Annotated in this window: 19 protein-coding genes; 6 read left to right on the top strand and 13 right to left on the bottom strand. The window is 38.4% G+C overall.

The window, feature by feature from the left end; translation table 11 throughout:
• Window positions 1–734: 734 nt before the first annotated feature.
• The 4 genes from L1283_RS16170 to L1283_RS16155 all read right to left on the bottom strand — a co-directional run bounded on the left by L1283_RS16170 (window position 735) and on the right by L1283_RS16155 (window position 4137).
• The gene (locus tag L1283_RS16170; protein WP_286851023.1) at window positions 735–2675 is read right to left on the bottom strand and encodes a family 43 glycosylhydrolase; all 1941 of its coding nucleotides are present in this window, start codon (window positions 2673–2675) and stop codon (window positions 735–737) included.
• 256 nt (window positions 2676–2931) lie between these two features.
• Entirely contained in the window at window positions 2932–3357 is a 426-nt protein-coding gene (locus L1283_RS16165; protein ID WP_312352734.1) for a hypothetical protein, read from the bottom strand.
• A 1-nt stretch (window position 3358) separates the two neighbouring features.
• The gene (locus L1283_RS16160) at window positions 3359–3703 is read right to left on the bottom strand and encodes a GIY-YIG nuclease family protein (protein WP_286851025.1); all 345 of its coding nucleotides are present in this window, start codon (window positions 3701–3703) and stop codon (window positions 3359–3361) included.
• A gap of 17 nt (window positions 3704–3720) precedes the next feature.
• On the bottom strand, window positions 3721–4137 hold the full coding sequence (locus L1283_RS16155; RefSeq protein ID WP_286851026.1) for a MarR family winged helix-turn-helix transcriptional regulator: 417 nt from the start codon (window positions 4135–4137) through the stop codon (window positions 3721–3723).
• Between the two features lie 181 nt (window positions 4138–4318).
• Between L1283_RS16155 and L1283_RS16150 the strand changes: the two genes are divergently transcribed.
• On the top strand, window positions 4319–4786 hold the full coding sequence (locus L1283_RS16150) for a hypothetical protein (RefSeq protein ID WP_286851027.1): 468 nt from the start codon (window positions 4319–4321) through the stop codon (window positions 4784–4786).
• A 95-nt stretch (window positions 4787–4881) separates the two neighbouring features.
• Here L1283_RS16150 and L1283_RS16145 read toward each other — a convergent pair whose 3' ends face one another.
• The 7 genes from L1283_RS16145 to L1283_RS16115 all read right to left on the bottom strand — a co-directional run bounded on the left by L1283_RS16145 (window position 4882) and on the right by L1283_RS16115 (window position 17172).
• Entirely contained in the window at window positions 4882–6348 is a 1467-nt protein-coding gene (locus tag L1283_RS16145) for a sigma 54-interacting transcriptional regulator (protein ID WP_286851028.1), read from the bottom strand.
• A gap of 6 nt (window positions 6349–6354) precedes the next feature.
• Complete coding sequence (locus L1283_RS16140) at window positions 6355–7476, bottom strand: vWA domain-containing protein (RefSeq protein WP_286851030.1); 1122 nt, start codon at window positions 7474–7476, stop codon at window positions 6355–6357.
• Between the two features lie 273 nt (window positions 7477–7749).
• Window positions 7750–9837 carry a DUF7594 domain-containing protein gene (locus L1283_RS16135; RefSeq protein WP_429626342.1) on the bottom strand — a complete coding sequence of 696 codons (2088 nt, stop codon included), beginning with the start codon at window positions 9835–9837 and terminating at the stop codon, window positions 7750–7752.
• 268 nt (window positions 9838–10105) lie between these two features.
• Complete coding sequence (locus tag L1283_RS16130) at window positions 10106–11983, bottom strand: RagB/SusD family nutrient uptake outer membrane protein (RefSeq protein ID WP_429626341.1); 1878 nt, start codon at window positions 11981–11983, stop codon at window positions 10106–10108.
• 14 nt (window positions 11984–11997) lie between these two features.
• Complete coding sequence (locus L1283_RS16125; protein WP_429626340.1) at window positions 11998–15348, bottom strand: SusC/RagA family TonB-linked outer membrane protein; 3351 nt, start codon at window positions 15346–15348, stop codon at window positions 11998–12000.
• Window positions 15349–15425: 77 nt separating this feature from the next.
• Complete coding sequence (locus L1283_RS16120) at window positions 15426–16553, bottom strand: FecR family protein (RefSeq protein ID WP_429626339.1); 1128 nt, start codon at window positions 16551–16553, stop codon at window positions 15426–15428.
• A 67-nt stretch (window positions 16554–16620) separates the two neighbouring features.
• Window positions 16621–17172 carry an RNA polymerase sigma factor gene (locus L1283_RS16115; RefSeq protein WP_336834774.1) on the bottom strand — a complete coding sequence of 184 codons (552 nt, stop codon included), beginning with the start codon at window positions 17170–17172 and terminating at the stop codon, window positions 16621–16623.
• A gap of 293 nt (window positions 17173–17465) precedes the next feature.
• Here L1283_RS16115 and L1283_RS16110 point away from each other — a divergent pair, with 293 nt between their 5' ends.
• Complete coding sequence (locus tag L1283_RS16110) at window positions 17466–17882, top strand: DUF1801 domain-containing protein (protein WP_075992087.1); 417 nt, start codon at window positions 17466–17468, stop codon at window positions 17880–17882.
• 27 nt (window positions 17883–17909) lie between these two features.
• Here L1283_RS16110 and L1283_RS16105 read toward each other — a convergent pair whose 3' ends face one another.
• Window positions 17910–18722: a class I SAM-dependent methyltransferase gene (locus L1283_RS16105; RefSeq protein WP_429626338.1), complete on the bottom strand. Its 813-nt coding sequence runs from the start codon at window positions 18720–18722 to the stop codon at window positions 17910–17912.
• Between the two features lie 216 nt (window positions 18723–18938).
• On the opposite strand from L1283_RS16105, the gene L1283_RS16100 reads away from it, so the two are divergent.
• The 4 genes from L1283_RS16100 (at window position 18939) to L1283_RS16085 (ending at window position 23814) form a co-directional block, all read left to right on the top strand.
• On the top strand, window positions 18939–19763 hold the full coding sequence (locus tag L1283_RS16100; protein WP_429626337.1) for a helix-turn-helix domain-containing protein: 825 nt from the start codon (window positions 18939–18941) through the stop codon (window positions 19761–19763).
• 74 nt (window positions 19764–19837) lie between these two features.
• Complete coding sequence (locus L1283_RS16095; RefSeq protein ID WP_429626336.1) at window positions 19838–21145, top strand: serine hydrolase domain-containing protein; 1308 nt, start codon at window positions 19838–19840, stop codon at window positions 21143–21145.
• Window positions 21146–21349: 204 nt separating this feature from the next.
• Window positions 21350–22573, top strand: coding sequence for a hypothetical protein (locus tag L1283_RS16090; RefSeq protein WP_429626335.1), 1224 nt, complete (start codon window positions 21350–21352; stop codon window positions 22571–22573).
• A gap of 182 nt (window positions 22574–22755) precedes the next feature.
• Window positions 22756–23814 carry an alpha/beta hydrolase gene (locus tag L1283_RS16085; RefSeq protein ID WP_317667185.1) on the top strand — a complete coding sequence of 353 codons (1059 nt, stop codon included), beginning with the start codon at window positions 22756–22758 and terminating at the stop codon, window positions 23812–23814.
• A gap of 16 nt (window positions 23815–23830) precedes the next feature.
• Here L1283_RS16085 and L1283_RS16080 read toward each other — a convergent pair whose 3' ends face one another.
• Window positions 23831–24256 carry a hypothetical protein gene (locus L1283_RS16080; protein WP_429626334.1) on the bottom strand — a complete coding sequence of 142 codons (426 nt, stop codon included), beginning with the start codon at window positions 24254–24256 and terminating at the stop codon, window positions 23831–23833.
• Window positions 24257–24321: the final 65 nt, after the last annotated feature.

The raw sequence follows: 24321 nt of genomic DNA, 5'->3' as shown, positions 1-24321 counted from the left end.
GTTGATCTGCTATAACTTAAAAAATTAGCATTAACGTCCATCCGAAGGAATCAACAGGAGATTGATAGGCTTTCATCGCCGTAATTTTCTACAGGACAATTCTTGATGAAGTTAAACACAAGATCTAATCCAAAACTATAACAAACAAAGGCCTAATCAACAGAATTTTTATGACAATTCAGCATGTTGGAACAAATCGGCGTAAAATTGATACAATGTATCATATTGTACTAATTTGAGCTCGTACTTTATAGTTCACAATAGATAACAATACGCTTTATCGCCATCTGAATTTCATTGTTTTTGGCCATACTCAGATCTATTAATTCGACAATGGTAAATTTTTTCCTGGATAAATTTTTCGATATTCCAGGCTTGAGCCTAAAATATTATGAAAGAGGATGGTATTTTTTTTGCAAAAAACCAAATATTCCCATTTTCACATAAAAAAGTATCTTTTTCATATTCTTTCTACTGCTATTCTAAGTTACATTTGCCTTATAAGTAAACTTGACTCAAAAGAAGTAATTGCTGAAATGAATGAAGATGCCTATCTCATCATTTTAAATTTCTGAATTGATTCGATAAGAATACTGTAAAAAGAATCCTACAATACTACACTGAAAAACATTTTGTGGAACGATGCTGTCGTTCCACATTTTTCATCTATTAAATCGGTCTCCACCCAACCTTCTACGGCAGCCACTTTAGCTTGCTCGCCGTCTTTTCATACGTTAGTCCCCGGTAGTTCCTTCCGTTGTCATTTCAATTTTATGGATTGTACCGTCTGCACGGTAATTTAGGGTATCTATGCATATCGAACGGCTAAAACTGCCTCCATCTGGGTTAATCCCCCCATTATGGTAAACGAAATACCATTGGTTTTTAAAAGGGACAATTGCTTGATGGTTCGTATTGCTATTGCCTGCTATTTCATTCAGAATCCCTTTATACACATAGGGACCTTCGATCTTATCGGCCATGGCATAAGCGATCTTCTCCGGAAATTCCGTGGCATAACTCAAATAATATTTTCCATTGTGCTTGTGAACCCACGGTGCTTCGGTAAAAGCCAGTCCTTCAAAATTCAATTGCTTTACTTCGCCATCAATCTCAACCATATTTTCCTTGAGTTTTGCGTAGTAGCACTCACGGTTACCCCAGAAAATCCAGGCTTGGCCATCATCATCAATAAAAACAGCCGGGTCGATACAGGCCCAAGAATGGGAAGAAGCAAAACAGTCCTTATTGGTCAATAACGGTTTCCCCAATGCATCTCTAAAGGGACCTTCGGGTCTATCTGCGACAGCAACACCTATTCCGGACCAATTAGAGCTGATGTACCAGTAATATTTTCCATTACGTTCGGTAACGTGTCCCGCAAATGCATCGCCGCTTTTTGCCCAGGTAAAATCACTTATTCTCAAAGACACTGGATATTCCGTCCAATTTTTTAAATCCGTTGTAGAATAAACAATCCAGTCTTTCATCTTATAGCCTTGCTGACCTCCTGCAAAATCATGGCCTGCATACAACCAAAGTGTATCCCCCTTAACCATTGCTGCTGGATCAGCCGTAAAATGATGCTTAATAATCGGATTTCCCTTTGCGGTAAAACGATACCTGTCATCCCCAACCTCTGGAGATAGTAATTCACCGGGTACACCACCCCATTTACTATTCAGAAGACGAGACTCTTCCTTGCTAATTGAAATCACACTTCCATGTCGCGGGTTAAAATTTTTACGCAAAGCCTCAGGTTTCGAGGAGAAATTAAAAAGATCATCTGTGCGCTGAAATTCATATCTTCCATTCGCATACAGATCATACATCAAGATATAATCGTCTGTTCCGTTCAACTTAAAAAGACTCGATCCTTCGACAACAACAGAAGTGTCTGCATAGGCATCGAGATACCGGAAGTCTTCTTTCCATGGTCCTTTTAGGGATTTACTTGTCGCCTGCTGAATCCCATTTTTCACTTCTTTGCCCGCACCATCTTTTGTATTGCCCTTAAAGAAAAAATGGTATAACCCATCTTTATAGACGATATCGCCATCAATACCGCCAAATTTTGGACTGAACAATAAAGTAGGTTCCCTTTCAAATCCACTAAAATCTTTATTCGCATAGGCTGCATAAAAATCAAGTTTATCGTTCTCATATGATTTCACCGTAAAATATACAAGGTATTTTTTCGCAACTGGATCATAGATCGTCTGTGGTGCCCATACCCATTTTACGTTTTTAAATTTTTTAGGGTATAATTTTGCCAGATCAACAGTATTGTGTTTCCAATCCGTCAGGTTATCAGATCGCATCAGAATAATACCAGGATTACTTCCCCAACCATTCTTGGCGGTAAACATATCAGTTGCGACCATATAAAATGACTTTTTGTCCTCTCCCCTAAGGATGTGCGGATCACGAATCCCTCCCGTTTGGGATATATCCGCGGATGACAAAACAGGTTTATTGTTATTTAATGCAACCCAGTTTTGCGCATCCTGACTGACTGCAAATCGCAATTGCTCTTGTGTATTTTTATCCCCCGAACCCTCAAAATAAGCAAAAAGATAACCCGCCGCCTTATCTGCATTGTATATTTTTTGCGCTATGACATTAGTAAAACTCATTAATGCAATACTCAATACCCCCATTTGTTTTAGTTTCATGTCGGATCAATTTTTAGGTTTTTCTAAATGTTTATTTGTCAAGCAAACCTTCTTTATTAAAACTTAACCATGGATTGTTTAATGCACAAATTCCAAATTATCTTGATCTCGAAAGGATATTCAACACGAATTTAAATTTGCTCAAAAACGCTTTTCCACGATGCTTTAGTAGAATACGATACGAGGCTTACTTTTTATTAATGTTAAATATACACTTATTATTCAAATAGGCGGTATTTTTTATGATAAGTATCGTTTAAAACGGGACATTTTCCAAGGGTAAAAGTCTTGAATCCGAGATAGCTGCAATCCGATGCCCTATAATCTTCATATAAGCTGGATTTTGTTCAAATGAAAAAAAATCGGACACACTTTTCTGTTTAATCAGCATACAGATATCCCACTGTTCCTGATCGGGCCCTATCAGAAACCGATCACCATGCCCAATAAAAAGTAGCTCACCGCCGCTTTCTTCCACAAAAGGTTTGGCTAGCTTTATATAATTCATAAAAGCATCGTATCCCGAAATTTCTTTGATTGGTGCAATCTCCGGAAAATTAGTATAGTCCGCGATTTTCCTCAACTGAATTAAATTAAGATTTACAATAGGGCCTTGGATATTTTTCAATGCCAGATTCCTTCCGGCTTCATAACCGGGATACAAATACGTCTTTCTTGTCATATCAATAGATACTTGTTGTTTCACTCACTTTACTTTTCAACTCAGTTGCGGCGTGAAGTACGACTTTTTTATAAGCAATGATTTTGTCGTTTTCAAATGGAATAATAACTGTATTTTCAAACAGGAAATTTCCCTCACCCAATCGGTTCCAATCCGCCTGCAAGTTTTTGTTGTCAAATTGCCCCATGTTTAACATAAATCTGATTCTGTTGGAAAGAGCGGTTAAATTCAGGCTATCTGCGATATGTATTTTATTTTCGGCCATATTGTAAATTGTTAAAACTCCCATCAATGGTTTACTTTCCAGGAATTCGGATTTCAATTGTTTTTTATCTACTTTGTTCATGTGCTTTTAAATTAAAATTATAAATCACCACCCAATGATTTCAATTGCGCAGCAAAAATAAGGAGATCTGTTACGGCCATTCCGTCCAATAGCTTATTGGCGATGTGCTCAGCTGTAACAGTAGCCTCATTAAAAATTCGATCACCAGCCGCAGTAAGCTTCACATAGCTGACCCGGGCATCTCTATCATTGTGTTCTTTTACAACAAGCCCCATCTTTTCCATAGGTGAAATAATCCTTGTAATCCCTGAGGCCGTTAAACCGGTACTTTCAGCCAGATCAATTCGCCGTAACCGGTTCCCGGAAGCCTGACTTAAAATATGTAGGATCATAAAGTCTGTCAGACTTAGTCCATGCAAGCTCAACCCATCAAACTTTTTGGTGATGACAGATTGAACTTTTATAATGTTCAAAATCGTATTAATTGCGGTCATATTATTATTTGCAAAATACTTGACTGCTCAAGTATTTTGCAAATATAATAGTTTTATTTAAATGGTTGAACAAAATAAACAAAAGATTCTGCGAACGGGGTGGTTACACTAAAGCGCATTAATTCTATTTCTTTCGTGGGAGAAGGAGATTTGTATAAAACTACACTTAGGTGTAGCATTGATGCATACTATCGTAAGTCATATTTTCCATGTTGAAGATAAATATGTAAGTTATTACGAATCCCAACATTCAACAACGGGCTCGATATATCTCTTGATCCAAAGCCATTATAGATATGTCAATATCATGATAGGATTGTTTATCGCTTTCTGGGCAAAGCTATTTTTCAAAAAATATGGTTTTAATCTTTTTGAAATTGTTATCCTATTGTGTTTTATTTTGGGAATGACGATGTTGATCTATACCGTTTTTGCAATAATTGAGGGTGTAACCCATACGAGCGTTATGGTACAGGCGAGCATTGTCGCTATGTTATATAGCGTATGGGCTATTGGGCAATTTTTCGATCCCTACAAAATACCGAGTTATTTAAAGGCACTCGCAATTTATATTTTAGGATATGTATCATTTACAGTAGCAATCTTTATTATCGGTCTATCAATTGACTTAATTTTAATGAAAAGATAGTTTATGCACTCAATTTCCTTCCTTATGAGACCTTGATAAAAAGCAGATGGGTAACTTTACACGATAAACTTACCCATCATGCTGCTAGTTGCCTGTTACAGATTATTTCTCAGATATCCCTGGAAGTTGTCTTGAAACTGAAGGCCGGTCCCCAGCCTATATTTACTTAATTTATTGTTGAGCGTAAGTCCCCATAATACAAATTCGGTCAGAAAATGGAGATCTTCGGGTTTCGTTTCTGGCTGATATTGCTGAATTAAAGCATGTATAGGCTTCACTTGATCCAAAACCTGCTTATACGTTGAATCGTTGAGTTCATCAGATAATTCGATCCCCTCTGATTCTGAAAACCAACGAACAATGTCGTCGTAAGGATAACGTTCGTTATCTCTTTCCAGTTTCTCAATTTTTGGAAATAAAATCGGAAAAAGGTTTTTAATCGCGTTTTCTATCAGCTGCAGTGCGACGATACCCGCCCCTTCCTGCTCGCCTTCATAAACGAGCTCAACTTTACCTGTTATCGCAGGCACAATACCCATAAAATCACTCAGCCGTACTGCAGTTGCTTGCGCACCACTTCTGAGCATGCGCAATTCAGCGGTGCTTAATAAGTTTTGAAATGCCGTAATGCTCATACGCGCACTCACGCCACTCTTTTCATCAACATATTCACTATTTCGTGCTTCAAAGCTTATCTGCTCAATCAATTCCCTAGCCAGTTCGGGGACGTATATCTGCTCCTTCTGGGCCGCTTCCAAGTTCGCTTCCTGCGCTGTAATTGCCTTTGCTATCTCAACCGATGCTGGGTAATGTGTGAGTATCTGCGATCCTATGCGATCTTTCAGCGGCGTCACAATACTCCCTCTATTGGTATAATCCTCCGGATTCGCAGTAAATATAAATTGTACATCTAACGGTAAGCGTAACTTAAAACCACGGATCTGAATATCGCCCTCTTGCAATATATTGAAGAGAGCTACTTGGATTCTAGCTTGAAGATCAGGCAGCTCGTTAATGACAAATATGGAACGGTTTGCCCTTGGAATCATACCAAAATGAATCACACGATCGTCTGCATAGCTCAGTTTTAAATTTGCGGCTTTGATGGGATCTACATCACCGATCAAATCAGCGACCGTCACATCTGGTGTGGCCAGCTTCTCCGCAAAACGATCACCTCGACCAAGCCAGCTTATCGGTGTATCGTCGCCTTTCTCCTTCAGAAGTTCTAGCGCATAACGCGATATGGGGTTAAACGGATCATCATTAATCTCTGAACCCTGAACCACTGGCACATATTCATCCAATAAGTTGACCATGAGCCTAGCCAAACGTGTTTTCGCCTGACCGCGAAGGCCTAAGAAATTAATATTGTGTTTGGAAAGAATTGCTCTTTCAAGTTCTGGAATAACGGTATCTTCATAACCATGTACTCCATTGAACACGGTTTCGCCCGCCTTTATTTTTGTAATCAGATTATGACGCAATTCTTCTTTTATTGTTTTAGGTTTATAACCCGAAGTTTTTAATGCACCAAATGTTGTAATCTTCGTGTAATCCATATATTCTTATCGTATTCTTTTTTTTCGATTTTCTTCGTAATCCTCAAAAATCATTTCGCCTAGATCCCCAAGTCCCGTGTAATAAGCCTTCCCTTGATTTGAAGCTGTAAACTCGTCGACAAATTGCTGCAGATAAGTATCCGAAGCAATCATAAAGGTTGTAATTGGTATTCCCAGCTTCCGGGCTTGCGCAGCCATACTATAGCACTTGCTAGTGATAAAAGGATCCAAGCCCATAGGATTTTTATAATAAGTACCGTCCGGCATATTTAAACAGCTCGGTTTCCCATCGGTTATCATAAATATTTGCTTATTCGCATGCCGTTTTCGCCTTAGTAAGTCCAACGCTAGCTTTAAACCTGCGACCGTATTGGTATGAAATGGTCCAACTTGCAAATAAGGCAGGTCTTTTATCGCAATAGGCCATGCATCGTTTCCGAAAACAATAACGTCAAGTGAGTCTTTCGGATATCGGGTCAAAATAAGTTCCGATAAAGCCATCGCTACTTTTTTTGCAGGAGTGATCCGATCCTCGCCGTATAAAATCATACTATGGCTGATATCGATCATCAACACTGTACTCATCTGCGACTTAAACTGTGTATCTTCTACGACGAGATCATTTTCTGATAAGGCAAACTCGCCTATCCCATGATTGATCTGTGCGTTTTTCAAGCTCTCTGTCAAAACTATTTTCTCCAGGCCATCTCCGTACTGATAATTTCTGAAATCGCCCATATTTTCGTCACTCCGTCCCTGGTGATTGGTTTTATGATTGCCTGATATCCCTTTCCTCATTTTCCCAAAAATCTGGTCCAAGGCATGCTGACGCAAGGCTTTCTCCAGCTTTGAGGTAATATCTACTCCACCTTCACCACCAAACTCCACTTTTTCTCGGATATAACCTTTATCCTTCAGATCCGCAATAAAATCATCTATCGTATAGGCTGGAGTCGTCAGTTTGAACTCTTTATCCAATTGCCTAAGCCAGTCAATGGCTTCATCAAAATCACCAGAGGTATGGGTAATCAGTTCTTTGAAAATGTCAAATAATTTATCAAAAGGCGTTTGAAACGGCTCTTCATATTGCTTGAAGAGAAAACCTTTACTTCGTTTCGTGCTTTTCATGCATTCCTTTTATTAGTATGAGGAAGCTATCCAAATAGTGTATCGGATGCTTCATAGTATGAATTTACGAAATAATAATTTTTGTAAGCACCTTATGTCCATTTAACTTTAAAAACTGGCTATAGTATGACGCACGAGCGACAACTTCCACTGAGGAATTAGTTTCAGGCCTTTACGCTCTCCCAGTCAAAAGCCGCAAAGAATTGGTATTCCTTGCGGCTTTTTGATTCGGTCATTCTAAATACAAGAGAATTACCCTGAAATAAGTACCGTTTAATAAAGCAGTTCCAACGTTGGCTTATTGGTGGTTGCTTCCCTGCTACTAAAAGACATATCATTTGTAGAAGAAGCCGCAGCTGTATTTAAAAATAGAAAGGATACTTTACGATCAGTACCGGTAAGCAATCTGTTAATGGCCGAGGTGACGTCGATGGTCTGTAAACCTATCCCTGAAACAGAAATCTTACCGACAAGTACAGTATCCATTGGTGCATTGTTCCAATTAATGCTATTTTCCAACCAAGATGTCGTGGAGGTCGTATAAATATTAATAGTCCGTTGTGGTGCTGTATTCACTCCTGCAACATACATTTTTAATTTTGCCGAACTCACTTTAGGTTTAGTAATCATCGCAATATCAAATTTAGCGTATGCTTTACGCGCGTAAGATGTAGTGTCGGATTTGATGACAAGATCAGCTGTAGTTCCATAATTTGTACTCGCATAGGTACCGTTACGGACATAGGCATCGGCAAGAGAACTTCCAGCATTGGCTACAACAGCATGCTGAAACGCTCCAACATCTGGATTACCCAATGGCAGCGCATTTCCAGCAAAATCCTCGCCCCCATTGTTACTTATAAATACACCAGCATTAAGGGCAGCCGAACCGGAACCTACATCATAACCTTTTGCAGCGTCAAGGCCGTTTCCACCAATTGGATTGACAAATACCGGATCTTCATAAAAATTGTTTTTCCGCACGGTAGTTCCCCAGTTCAATGATGTAAATGTACTTGACGGAAATAAACAATTATTGTTAAACTTCAATCCGTTATCGGCCTGGGTAGACAGACTGCTAATGGTCGAGGTCGTGTAAAAAATATTATTTGAAAATGTTGCATAAGGCTTTCCTGAACTCATGCCATTCATGACGTTAAACAGGCTGGCGGTCGGATTTTTGATAAAGAATACATTATTATAAATCTCACGGGAATCGTATGTTGTTTTTTCGATCAAAAAGAGCTTCTTTAACCTTGTTGTACCGATATCGTTGACAGAAACGTTGTAGCGGACTTTAATATTCTTAGACTGGTTCATAAAAAGCATAAATCCGCCGTTATTATCATGCGAATAATTGTATTCGAAGATATCTCCATCGGTTACTGAATTGGTATCATAGCCATCGGCATCGAACGCGACTCCGTCGTTGGCCCCTCCGCCTGTCATACCATAAACCTCATTATAAGCCACCAGCGTATTCAAGCTGCCAATTGTCCAAATACCGGCATAATTTTCAGAGCCTGTGTTCATACATGCCTTATAGACCGTATTGTGTGTAATTTTACTTCCTCCCGTCACACCAGACATAACGATACCGTCGCCGTAGATATATTCAATCAAATTGTTATCGATAATAATATCTTTTGATCTTGCCGCCATAGCCCTATCGCCAGTGGTCCTTATCCCTTCAACGGAACAATTGGCGACATGACAACTTTGTACCAAAGCCCCGTATATTTTACCGTCTAAGATAATCCCGCCAGAACTTTTGTTATAATTGGTCTGTCCATCGATAGCACCATTGACGTCATGGACATAACAATTTCTAATGGAGACATTGCTGATTGCTGTTCCTGCAGAACTGCCTCCAATCACGCGGATCCCCGTGGCAGCATAACTTGTCCCGCTTGCGATTGTATTCGTCAGTTCGAGGTTATTTACTTCAAAATAGGATACCTTATTAAGGTATAGCGCATTTGATCCATTCCTCTTTCCACCCCCGTTGATAATCGGACGAACATCACCGCCATATTTATCTATGATAATGGGAGCTTCAGCCGTTCCCGAATTTTTCATATGCAAAGTGTCATTCCATACGCCTCCGCTCTTGAATAAGATACGGTCGCCGGGGCCAAAAACCGAGGCATTAATTTTGGCCAATGTTCTCCATGCTGTAGTTGTGCTCATTCCTGTGCTATCATCGTTTCCGCTGGGATCTATGTAGTAAGTATTGCCCACACTTGCCAGATTCGCCTTCGCTTTTATTTTTAGCGATATCGGAGAATCTAGTTGAACGGATTTTTGGCAGCTCAGTAGCCCAATGACTCCAATAGAAATCGCCGTCATAAATTTTCTCATAATGTTGTTTTTAGTTTTATAATTTGTTATAATTTTTACAGACGTATTCTAATTCCGACGAATACGAATTTTATAATTTGATTAATAACATTAAATTATAAATAACCCATCAACCACAAGGGGTAAAATCAAAAATAAAGAGGGGTAAAATTTTAAATTAGAACCTGAAATAGAAATTCAACATATTCTTTATAAAAGAATATGCCGCATAGCTGAAAAACTAAGCAGCATATTCAATAAGTATTGAAACTGGATTGCTTTTTAATACTTATTTCCAGCCTGGATTTTGGACTAAATTTGGATTCTTATCAATCTCCGTTTGTGGAATTGGAAACCAATAATTCTTTGCTGTAAATATGCGCTTTTGATAAACTGAGCGTTTGAAAAATGCTTTAGGGTTAGATTCATTATCATCCTTTTCTGTACCAGAAAAATTCATTCCATAGAAATTTCCATTTAACACAGCTTCACCAATTTTCCAGCGTCGCACATCACGATACCGGATACCCTCATTATTTAGTTCTACCCGACGCTCGTCTCGAATTGCTTTGCGCATCCCCTCCTGCGAAGATGGTACAGGTAAAGCATCTTTTCCCACACCATATTGTGGTACACCTGCGCGTATCCTTATCAAATTGACATACTTTAATATATCAGGATGATTAGCGTCGGACTCATTTAGTGCTTCGGCGTAGTTCAGATACACTTCGCCAAGCCGATAAAGTATTCCTGGTCTATAGGGATTTGTTCCATTGCGGGGGTCGTGATCTGGATGGACTTTCTTACGTAAAAGATACCCATTTTGCGGGGCGTCATGTGTAGGTCCCCCATCCCAGTTACCACTATAAAATTCGGTTGTCCGATTTTCTCTTCTATACCAAGCACCATTATACAAAACCGAAATATAAAATCGTGGTTCACGATGGGTATACATATTATAGGTACCTTCCAAAGTCACCTTTCCATTTCCCTGAGATTCTGTCCAGCGTGTATTTCGTACTTCTGCCGTCTTTGAGAATCCTTTTTCCTGATATCCTGATAACGGGTCATCAATCCTCCGGCCATTCTCCATGAAAAAGGCATCCACTAAAGATTGTGTAATTCCCAGTCCTCCGTTTCCTCCAGTACCTCTTGGTTGTGCGTGCCTATCATATTCCCAGATATTGCAATCAGGGCGAGCAAAAAGAATCTCATCATTCCCATCTTGAGGTCGTCTAAACAACATATTTTGATACGAGAGAAACGGATCTATAGACCCATCAGCATTATATTCAATATATAATTTATGACCAGCTGATTCAGCTTTTTCCAATAGTAATTTTGAGGCCGCTGCTGCAGTTTTCCATTTATCTACACTATAGTTCCCGTTGAATATGGTTTCTCCCTTATTATTTACAAAACCGGTGTATGCGGTATTACCATTGACTAATGGGCTTGCAGCAAATAGTAGAAGACGAGCTCTGACTGCCAAGCACATAATAGACGTCGCGCGACCATATTTCTGAGCGGCACTATATTTAGCAGGTAAAATAGCAGACAAATCCAATAGCTCCTTTTCTGCCCATTGCACGACCTGATCAAATGGTGTCTGTCCAATCATCAATTCTTCGGCCGATGCATTCGGATCGGTCAATCCAAGATGGAACGGTATAGCACCATAGGTTTCTAGCAGAAGTGTATAATAATAAGCGATCATAAAGCGAGCCTCAGCTTTCATAAGATTTACCTCCTCCTCGGTCACCAACTGCGCAGGGTTTGGTTTTACATTGTCTAGAAAAATATAAGCTGAACGAATACGTTTGGGAAGTTCTACCCAATAATTAGGATCCCATGAGGTACTGGGATTCCAATTGCCGGTCTGCATCCCTATAACTGACCAGCCAAATTGCTCCCAGCCCGTAGACGGTGCCATATCATCCGAAAGTGGATCCCAGCCAAGTGTTCGCGTATTTCCCCAATATGGATCTGGTACATTGCTGTATATTCCTGCTAGCCAGTCCTCTGTTCTAGTTTTGTCTTTAAAAATCATATCTAAAGTAAGCTGATCATCAGGGCTCTTGTCCAAATATTTCGAACAAGAGGTCACTGTGGAACCCAGCGCAACAAGTAGTAATATACGGGTAACATTATATTTTATAGTCTTCATTGTATAAGTTATTTCTATTTAAAATTCAATTCCAATCCCATAGAAACAGATTTCATGATCGGATAGCGCATACCATTATTAACCCCAAGCTCTGGATCCCAAAGCTTAAAATCACTCACTGTTAGCAGGTTATTACCACGCAGAAATATTCTAAAATTACGGATAGCGAGATGATCAAGAATTTTTGATGGTAAGCTATAGCCCAATTCAATATTACGTAGTCTTATAAAACTCATGTCCCTAAGCCACCATGTGGAGGCCAAATTATTATTCGCACTTTGATAATCAGAAAGCCGCGGATAGAAGACGTCCTGCCTAGGATTATCCAAAGTCCATCGATCGGAAACATTGTCGAAAATATTTCCCATTGCTCCATTGGCACTTCCGGGAATAAAATTTGAACCACCAATGATCCTGTAGGTACGAGAGACACCCTGAAAAAAGAAACCGAAATCAACAGCTTTGTACCTTAGGTTGGATCCGAAGCCAAATACAATCTGTGGATCTTCCGTTCCACCGATAGCATTTCTATCGAGGGCATCTACCACACCATCACCATTCAAATCCCGATATCTGATATCACCTGGACGCACCGGTCCAAAAGTATGTCTTGGTATATCTGATCGAAGAGTACCATTAGCAATATCTGAAAAATCTGCTTCCGTAAATAGGCCTTCGTCAATAAAGCCAAACAGTTGGCCGATCGGCTTTCCGGTAGAAGACCTTGAGGTACCGATCACTGCGCTGGGTTCGTCCTGTTCTAAAATCTTGTTTAAGGCATAAGTAAATGTGCTACGAACTGAAAGGAATAGGTTTGGATTTAATTGCCGGTTCAATTCAAGCGACATATCGATGCCTTTATTGTTTACGCGTCCAAAATTTGCCCAGGGCGCATTGGTAAAACCACTCGAACCGGGTATAGAACGACGTTGCATAAATATATTTTTCCGGTCCTCATTAAACAGGTCAAGCTGAAATTCCAGTGTTTTCCATAAGCCTAGTTCGAAACCGATATTGGATTTAGCAACTGTTTCCCAAGTAAGTCCACTGTTACCTTGATCACCTTCCATACGACCACTACGTTTAAAATCGTTATTTAGTCCCCATGAATATCCACCGGTCTCATTAATGGTGGTGATATAGGCAAACCGACGACCATCTAACTTATCATTCCCCACCAATCCATAAGATCCGCGCAGTTTGATTTTGGAAAATGTATTTTTAAGACGTTCCATAAAAGGCTCTTCGGAAATATACCAGCCTAAAGCAAAGGAAGGAAAGAACCCATAACGTTTTCCTGGAGCAAAGTTTTCGGATCCATTATAACCAAAATTAAATTCCCCAATATATCTGTTGCTATAATTGTATGAAAATCTGCCTGCGATTCCTTGATTCCGATAAGGCAAAAGATCTCCATTATCGTAATTTCGCTGATTGTATAAAAACATTCCCTCTACGTTATGGCCACCAAAAGATTGAACATAATTAATAGCTCCCTCAAGATACATGCTTTTATCGCCCCAGTCTGAATTTTTTTCATAGCCTAAAAATTCCTGTCCATAACTATCAATGACTAACTTTAATTTTCCATTTTCGTCCCTTCCGATAGCTGGATTATAGTAATCGGGACTTTTACTCCTAACGACCGACGTATTAGAGTATCTATCAAAGGAAAAAAGCCCCCGAGCCTTTAATCCCTTCAACCAAAACGACAAGTCCTGTTCTACGGCGAATAAAGATTCGATTTTACTTGCGCTAATACGTTCATATCCGCGTTGAGTCGCCAATGCCCAGGGGTTTGTCCGCTGGGGTGTCCGAGGTATTTCACCAGAGGAATAGATGGTGGGATGTACATAGGGAGGAATAGTGAAAGCCTCCTGAAATAGCTCATCAACACTTTGGGGAGCTCTTGTTCTATCTTGGAGATATCCGCCAATATTCAACCGGAAGAGAGTGGTTGGACTAACATTGATATCTACATTGGAACGCACATTATAACGGTTTAACCGTGAAGATGAATTCCAAGCCTGTTTTTCATCGCGTTCAATCAACCCACCTTCTCGATAATATGAAGTTACTAAGGAATAACGCAAAATATCAGATCCTCCATTGACACTAACATTCGCCCGTGAATTTCCAGCTTGGTCCCGAAGTACTGCATCCAACCAATTGACATCAGGATAAAGGTCTGGATCCGTATGATTACGGATGTTTTCGATACGCTCTTTCGAATATAAGCCTTGCTCCCCACGTTCCTCCCGAATACTATTCATTACCTCCAAATAATCAGCTGCACCAACAAATTTAGGCAGCTGTACTGGTGATGTGATCCCCTGCTCAAAACGAGCAGAAACATTAGGCTTTCCCACTTTCCCTCTCTTTGTATTGATCAAAATCACTCCATTTGCCCCCCTTACACCATAAACTGCACTCGCTGCCGCGTCCTTCAATATCGAAAACGACTCGATTTCTTCGGGATCCATATTATCCAAAGACCGCTCCACACCGTCCACAAGAATCAATGGGCTTCTGCTTCCACCGAAAGTACTGATACCACGTATCCAAAAGTTTGAATTATCGTACCCCGGTTCTCCAGATCGTTGTACGGCAATAATACCTGCAAGCTGTCCTGCAAGATTGTTACTCATTGAACGAGATGTTCCTATTTGCAAGCGTTTGGGTTCTATCGTCGTGATCGCCCCTACTACAGAGGCACGCCTTTGGGTACCAAAACCGACAACAACGACCTCGTCCAGTGCGCTGATACTATCAGTTAATATCACCGTATATTCCCCGTTTGTTTTGAGTGGTACACGCTGACTTACATAGCCGACAAGACTAACCATGAAATAACTGTCCTGCGGGTCTAGCTTGAGTGTAAACTGGCCTTGGTCATCTGTCGATGTACTATTCTTGCCAAGGCCTGTCGTGACAGTAGCATTTGCCAGGGCCGTCTGTCGCTTATTAAGAACCCGGCCCGCAATGACGCGGCCTTCTTGTATTGAAGCTTGTTGAAGGCCACGCTTCACAATAATTGTATTGTCATTTAACGTGTAAGAAATCTTTAAACTTGAAAAGATCTTATCTAGAACAGTCTTTATCGGCTGCTCTCTAAATGTCATAGATATACGCTTCGACTCGTCGATGTCATTTGGGGAATAAATAAATTTTAAACCGGTTTTACTATTTAACTCTTTAAAGACCTGCTTAACCGGAATATTATTAAAATCGATTGTTATGTTTTTCTGCACATCAAAGATTGGCTTGGCCGAGCTAAATAACCAGACAAGGCTGCCAAAAAAAAGGCACAAAAAATTGCGTGCAAACTTATTTTGTTTGCGGGATGTCATAAGTAATTTATACATTTGAAAATTGATTAATAATTGATCATTACCAAAAGCCGTTAAGGCGCGATTAGGAATGTAGCAGCATTCCTAATTTTTTATGGATTTGCTTCTGTTACATATATTGTTCCTTTCCTTTCTATATAGTTTATATTATTGGTCATCTTAATGATCGCCAAGACCTCGCTGATATTTTCATATCTGCTGATCATTCCTGTAATGGGAAGTCCTGCAATTTTTGAATCTATAACGATTCGAATTCCGTACCATTGTTCAAATTCGAGAGCAACTTCAGCGAGCTTCTCATTATCAAAATAAAACAAACCTTTACGCCAGGCATTTGCTTTTTCGATATTTTCAGATTGAATAAGTAAGATTTTAGGTTTATCTTTTTCCAAAAAAGCCTGCTGCCCCGGCTTAATAAGCACCTGTGTTCCATAGCGATTATGCGTAAGACGAATACTCCCTTCTGTAAGCAATACATTTTCTTCGGAATTGCCCGATGTATTTACATTGAATTTTGTTCCCAATACCTCAATGGTCTGCAAGGCGGAGTGGACTGAAAACGGAATCCTTTTACCTGCAGAATATTGTTTATGAACATCAAAATAAACCTCCCCAGTAATATGGACAGAACGGTTATTCTTATTAAAATCAGGTTCAAGTTCAATTGTTGCCAAATAATTAAGCCACACCTGTGTGCTATCGTTCAGTAAAACAGAAAATACATTTCTCGAAGGATTTTCTATGCGCAGTTTACCTAAATCTGTCCCATTGGCAACCGTGCTTAATGCGAGTACTTTTTCATCATTGATGGTTGTATAATGAGCTCCTTGTGGCAAGGTATCTAACAAATCAAACCGTTTTTCTTTCCCGATTATTAACGACGGATTATGATTAGTGACATGAAGAACTTTGTCGCTTGTTTTTGAATTATCGATAAGCCTATAGGATATAAATATCCCAAAAAGGATTATAATGCATGCTGCAGCATACCCTATTTTGGGTATATGAAAACTTAAAGTACGCTTTTTAATACGATGATGAACCTTTTCTTTAATCTCCTCTCCGATGCAGTCCATATCATTTTGCACCTCTCCCTCCCTGTCCATTGCATCGTACAGGTATTCAACAAATTGTCGTTCTTCAGGATTGGTATCTCCCGAAATATACCGATCGAGAAGATCTTTTAAGACTGTGCGAAAATGACGTTTCCTTTCAGACATATAAGATGGTTTATATTGGTTCCTTTCTTATATGTCGTTGTGACTAATGATAATTCCCAAAAAAAAATTAAAAAAACATAAAAAGAATTTTTTGGATTAGAAGCTTAAGTGTATTTGTCGTATTAAGCAATTGATTTTGAACAGTTTTTGTCGACAGGCCCAATAATTTCGCAATTTCCTTAACAGTTTTATCCTCATTGTAGCGAAGCAAGAATATTTCTCTGCGTTTATGTGGCATACGTGCAATCCAGTTATGCAGCATAGATTCTAATTCAGTTTGAATATAGTTGCCATCGGCGGTTGATCCATCGCTTAGCTCTTCAACCATTGTTTCTAATTCTTCAAAATACCTCTTTTCCTTTCGAAATCTGTCAATCACTTTAAAACGGACGGCTTGGCAAAGGTAATGATCGACATCTTGAATTGTTTTCCGATGCCGCTTCTCCCATAAATCAATATAAAGATCCTGAATAACTTCTTTTGCTGTGTTTTCATGTTGTAGGCGTCTGAGAGCAATTTCATACAATTTTTTCCAAGTTCGATGATAAAGTTCGTCAAATGCATCTTCATTCGACTCTTTCACCAAAAGAAAAAGATCCTCAAGACTACTATTGCACATAACTGAAGATTTATATTGTTGAGAAATTAAATGTTGGTTTAAAATTGATAGATGCAATATATAAAATCTAAACGGAACTTCCTATAAGTGTCATAGTACAACAATAGGTCCGAATCGACACAAAATATGTTTACAACACGATATTAAGGTAGCCGCAGAATTATTCCACCGCGAGAAAATCCTCAATAATTTCTTTTACGCAATCCTTAGCCATAACCCGTCGAATCTTTTTCTGCTGGCCTACATCGATATAAAAGAAAATTTAATATTTTTAGCGAACAACTACAGCTTTTATGGACAATAAAAAATTAATGGAAATAGATCAATATATTGATACACTTTCAGACACTGAGCAACAAATAATTCGTCAATTTCGGAAAGCAATATCAGAAAATGACAATACCGTTTCGGAAAGCTTTGGAAAATTCATGTCAAACCCTAATGCAATCAGCTTTAATGAACAAGGCGTATTTAAATACGGGTTAACAGTCGCGAAGAATTATATTTCATTCCATTCCTTGGTCATCTATACTAACCCCGAATTAATGGAAGAACTAAAATTAAAAATACCAAAGGCCAAGTTTCAAAAAGGCTGTATTAATTTCAAAACTTTGGATGAATTTCCCGCCTCAGTATTGGCAGAACATATTCAGGTTTCATCCAAAATAGATTTTAGCCCCATGATAAATCGTTATTTGAAAAAGAAATAAGTACCAGGTCGATTCCCAGAATTTTATTTATTTACTTTTACGCGCAACAATAGCATAGACCATCGGAATCTTATTACCCAAATGGGCTATTCTGAATTTTTTAGGATCTAGCTCTGTCATGTTTTTAAAAATGGGATAAGGTGAATAGTCAAATTCGTTCAGGTCTTGAATGTTCAGCCCATTATGAAGTAAAGCACCAACGACCTCACTCATACTATGATTCCAGGTGACATAGGACTGCGAAATAGCGGCATCTTTATCGGCATAGGTTCCCTGCTCTGTTTCAACAATTGGAGCAATATTAAAATAATTATAACCAATTTTATCAAAATTGTCATCAAACATCCAAACAACTGGATGAAACTCGACAAAAATAAACTTCCCTTTCGGTTTCAAGAAACGTGAAATTATTTTCGCCCATTTATCTAAATCAGGTAACCAAGTAATCGTTCCGTAACTTGTAAAGACTAGATCAAATTGTTCATCAAGATGATTCTCAAGCTCATATAGATCACAACAGATAAACTGCACATCAGCATGCGTATCTTTCGCAATTTCCCGCGCACTTTCTATAGCCTTGTCAGATAGGTCAACACCAGTAACTTTTGCGCCAAGTCTACTCAAAGAAATTGTATCCTGTCCAAAATGACATTGTAAGTGTAATATTTTTTTCCCACTAATATCACCCAATAATGCTAACTCAATTGAATTCAGCGAAGTCTCCCCTTTTAAAAATCCTGTTAGATTGTAAAAATCTGATTTTAAATGCGTATCCGTTCTGTTATTCCACGAGTGTTTGTTTATTGCGATGTAATTCTCTTCCGGGTTCAAATCGTTCATTTTGTTTTTTAATTAAACGGTTAATTAGCTACTAAAGTACAATAAAAATTAATTTCTATCGGATTCATCCTTTCCTCAATCTAAAAATAAGTGTTTTAAGAAATAAAGCTTGGTGAAAATTATCATAAAGGTTGTCTATATTTAAATCGATTATCAAATACTTTCAAGTTTAAAAGGATGAGGCAAGAACAAAGCCTATTTATATGAAGAAAAGAGATGACGATAAAAATATATAGACCAGAGAGCTTACTCCTAAAAAAATATATTGAATGCTTCTATATACTTGAGAAAACTGACGAAGAAAAAGCGACGGCATATTTTACATTTCCGAGTATTTACACCATTGTGACGATAAGTGAGCAGACCCAAACGACGGTAAGCCAAAATAAGGTGATTACGAAGCATTTTCCATCCAATTCGATAGAAACAAACCTTGTATGCAATTTTAACGAACCTGTTTTAGTGTGTTACGAGGGGAAAATAAATGAAATTACCACTTACTTCAAACCTCTTGGGATAAATGCTTTTATACCCAATGATTTAAGCGATTATAACAGCGGAACATTTCCCGATTTTAACCCACACCTGGATTATAAAGATGCTATGAGATCCATCCTGTCCATAGATGACCAGGACGAGCGAATCAAGGCATTAGAACACTATTGGATATCAAAATTTTGGCCATTTGAAAATGCGTTGCTCGAAAACATAATTACCGAAATGTTAGATACAAGCAATGTCAATCAATCGATGTCAGAATTTTCGCTAAAAACAAGAAGATCGAGAACAACCATAAATAAACAATTTGATCAACATATCTGTAAAACACCCTCTCAATTTAAAAAAATCATCAGATTTCGAGCTGCAATTCAAAGCCACCTCGAAGATAGAAACAAAATAGGTCTGTCTTATAACCTGGATTATTTCGATCAGTCCCACATGATTAGAGATTTTAAAAAATTAACAGGATTTACACCAAAAATTTTCTTTTCCAAAATAGCTAATCTTGAACGGAGCCAGATAAAATGGATTTTTATTTAGCGGGTTTACAAAAATACAATCACACTATGTTATTAAACAGTAACATTGCTCCATAATTATTTACACAATACGTTATGAAGCTTTTAATCCTACTTATGCTTTGTCCAGTTTTTCTTGTGGCCCAAGAAAAAACATCAGCTAAGCTTGCAGCCTATATGCAGGCACAAGCTGATGTAAATAATTTTAGTGGAACAGTTCTTGTCGTGAAAAATGGTGCTATTTTATTAAAAAAAGCCTATGGTTTGGCAGATTATGAATGGAATATAAAAAACACGTTAGACACTAAATTCCAGTTGGCATCGGTCACAAAACAATTTACCGCAGTCGCTATTTTACAGCTCGTCGACAGTGGGCGATTATCCCTATATGATAAACTCAGTAAATTTTTCCCCGATTATCCAAAAGCCGATAGTATCAGCATCCACATGTTGCTGTCACACAGCTCCGGACTTGCTATGGGTTTCAAAGAAATCGCGTTAAGCAGCATAAGTCGCGATTCTGCTTATGCCGCCATCAAGAAAATTCCTTTCGAATTCTCACCGGGAGCAAAGAGCGCCTATAGTAATATCGGTTATTATTTGTTAGCAAAGATTATTGAAAAAGTCTCCGGTGAGCATTACGCTACTTTTTTAAAGAAAAATATATTTGATAAAGCTGGGATGAAGAACACCGGAGTTAGTAACAATGAATTCATCGTGACGAAAAAAGCAAAAGTATATTATCATAATGACCAAGGTTTTATCCATAACCCCTATATCAACTGGGAGATCAACCTAGGTCACGACGGTATTTATTCAACCGTGGAAGATCTAGCCATTTGGGACCAAGCACTTTATGGAACAACAATCCTATCAGCCGCGATGAAGGAAAAAATGTTTACACCATATAACTCCGAAAATTGGGGCTATGGATTTATCATCAATCCATTTTATAATCACGGACATTATTTGATTGCACATGATGGCGGATTCTTTGGGACAATGACTTCTTTTAATCGATTTACTGACGACAAACTCTTTGTCACTGTCCTTTCTAATAACGGCTCAGCCTCCCATATCATAGGTTACGGACTTTCAGCAATTGTCTTTGGTAAAGAAGTAGAAATGCCCTACAAACATCATCGCGCCAAAATAGATACGACCATATACAATAGCTATGTGGGTGAGTATGGAAAAATACGGATATTAAAAATTGGTGGCAAACTCTATTATAATGATGCGGATATTGAACTCATTCCCGAGTCTAAAACAAAATTTTTCAGAGCAGACGACAACGACAGAACGATCGAGTTTGTTGAAGACAAAACAGATGGCTACAATTCCATTATTTTAACAAAAGGTGGAGTTAAGGAAGTTTTCCCACGATCCAATAGAAATGAATGAAACGCTATGCATGCTGCTGGAATAACGATTTTAATCTATTATTTGAAACCTTAAAGAAAAAAGTTAAATTACACCTATATCGGTCCAGCGTTAGATCGGATATAGCGTAAACTAAATTATAAGATATTGCAACAGATAGATCAGGAACCGAAGAAAGCCAAAAAGAAACTGTTATCGAAGTCTTTTATATTATGCCTAATCTTTATGACGGCATATCTCATCAGTTTTTTCGTTTTTGATCTAAGCAGCAGTGAAAAGTTGAGTTATATTATTTTTTCACCGTTTGTTTGCGTACTGAGCTGGATATTTTTCCATTTCTTTTTGCTGGTAAAGGATACACGCAATTTGAAGTACTACTTACTGGGATGTGCCCTGATCGCATGCACTATTATTTATACAAATGGTATTTTTGATATCGATATTAGGCTTCAAAACTTTTTCCACTCCTCAAAACTGCCAAATGAATACAGCAAATATGATGACATTAACAAGCTAAAAAACCAGTTTGGGAAACATGAAATCATACTCTTCAAGGCAAGTGACCGCCCTATAGATCAGTTCTTGACTAAAAACAATGAATTAATCATTCATTGTTTAACCGATGCACCCCACACTGACAGTCCATCAACAGTTATTCATACATTCTATAAACTGGATAAAGATGGCGATCAGATTGATGAATACTCCTTTAAGCAGGACAAGGATGAGGATTCAGAAGTTTTATTTGAAGGGTATTTGATCAACGTTTCCAAACATTACTTTCGCAGCTGGCCATTGAACGGAGATACTACAAAAAAAACAATTGAAGTATTCAACGCAAATCTCAACTGGCCCGCAGATCAACAAGGCCAAAAACTAAATGATATTGAAAGTAAAGCCATTTATCTGCTGTCAGAGAAAATCTATCATTCCGATCAAAGCAATTCGAAAAGCTATACGAAGCGAACTTATTTTATAGACGATAACTGGTATGTATTCTACGAAAACATATCGGATGATAATAATTTAGTCCCACAAAGCTCATCTAAGGGCCGTACCGTAAATGATCTTTTCGGTCACTGGGATAAGAATGAATGGGTAACGAATACTACTCCCCCTAACATTAGATCAGTTTATTATCAGAAAATCAAACGTGTTCGCAATAAACATGACGTCAAAACGGGGAAATATGAAAAAGGAGACCTTTGGCAAGGCTGCCTATTCTCACAGCTTATTGTCGAAAATGACACCTTAAGATTTAAAGACAGCTTATACCTGGACGATAAATGGCATTGGTCTCAAGTCGACATCAACAATAAAAACATCGGCACACTAACCTTTGAGAATACCGACCAATTTAATGCATATGGCTTTTATGCAAATCCAGCTTTAAATTATCAACTTTTCACCAACCAACGCAACAAACTTTATTTAATCACAAAGAAGTGATTTGTAGCTTGGTGCCGCTAAATTTCGGCAAACATGAAGTGTTCAAAATACAAACCTACTTTTCGCTGTCCAAAATAATGACTATATTAGAACAAATCGCTTTTTTGTGAAAATATATCCAATTTAGCAGCCATTGGATCCTAGTTAAAAATTAAATTCTGGAATAGTAGGAAATAAATCATATGAACAAAAGGTATTTTTTCTATATTATCATCGTTATCAGCTTGTTCACTTCGTGTGGCCTTATCCATAATCTTCCCGATTCGGCTTCCCCCAATACCGGCGTAGATCCTAACCTGTGGTACTCATTTGTGGATCAAAATGGTAATTTCTACCCCGACAATTGGAAGAAAAACTATGGCATTCCTTCCAATAAAGCAGCTCGAGATCCCTATTCGCTTATGAAAATTGCCACCGACAGAGGTGACCGTGAACAATTACTCGCTTTTGAACGCAGTAACATGCTGCGTCTGTCAAAACGTATTGCTCCAAAAAAACGTGTGTTCATTTTAGTCCATGGCTTCAATGCTGATGAAGAATCTGTTGTAAAACAATATAAATATATTTCCGATCATATCGTTACAAACCCTAAAAACGATGAAATCATTCGATTTTATTGGGATGGTCTACGATCTACCTCCCCTTTTCGTTCCGCCAAAAACTGGTTTTCAGCGGCCTCTTTTAGCCAGATGGCCGGTGAATTTGGATTAAGACGTATACTGAACAATATGGCCGATAAGGATGTCTTCATCATATCACATAGTCGTGGAGCATCTGTGGTTATGAGCGCTATTTCAAATCCTGAATACAATAGCTCATTTTCAGCACAAGCAAAAGACGTTCACAATGTTGATATCGAGCGGGCAAAGCCATTGTTAGAAAACAAAAATAGAATTACCTGCATTATGCTGGCTCCAGCGATAGGACTTTCCGAGTTTCAATATACGGATACGGTAAGTAATACAAAAAAATTTGTAAATCTCAGCTCACAAGTCAAGAAAATACACATCACTATCAACGGAACGGACAAGATGTTGAAGAAGTTTTTTGGATTCTTATCGAACAAACTTAATCCAACTGATCTTGGATACAAAGAGGAAAGTTATAACGCTCTTAAGAAAAATTACAGCATCTTTTCTATGACTGATTTTACAGGAATGTCAAGCCATGATTTTAGTCGTTATATCCGAGACCCCAAATTCAAACAGATGCTTCGGGAAGAATCAATCCAAGTGCAATAAGATGTTTACTCGCTAATTAAGTCAACAAGCTATGAATCGAAACTATTCTCTCAAAACGGCCATGGTTACTTACAGAAACGGGTAAGTGTGTGCCGCTATCTTTCACAATGATGCTTGGTATCCCCTGAGCATCTTTAACAATTTCACCTTTTTCGATTTCTACAATATTGCCTAAATGAACTAATTCGCCAACTGCGATGGTATGTATAAAATCAGGGCAAACAATAGTCTTAGTGTAATACCTCTTCCCTTCGCAGATGACTTCTCCCCTTGCGTTACAAGAAGACCGTTCAATAACTGAACATAGCAATCTTTTAGGCATATATTTCCGAATTCCTGTCTGTCTATTCCATATTTTATAGGCAGCCTCTTTCATGCTCCATAAGAGCCAAACAACAATTTCGGGATCAGGTGGATATACTTGAACAAGCTGACCCCTCAAAATTGAATTAGAATTAGGGATGCGTAGTGCGTTTAAAGCTGTTATTCAACTGCCATACTGGCTGA

Origin of the sequence: Sphingobacterium sp. HSC-15S19 (assembly GCF_050433745.1) — a bacterium.
Classification (GTDB): domain Bacteria; phylum Bacteroidota; class Bacteroidia; order Sphingobacteriales; family Sphingobacteriaceae; genus Sphingobacterium; species Sphingobacterium siyangense.
The sequence above is the reverse complement of the archived record's forward strand: the minus strand, read 5'-3'. Positions and strand labels throughout refer to the sequence as shown.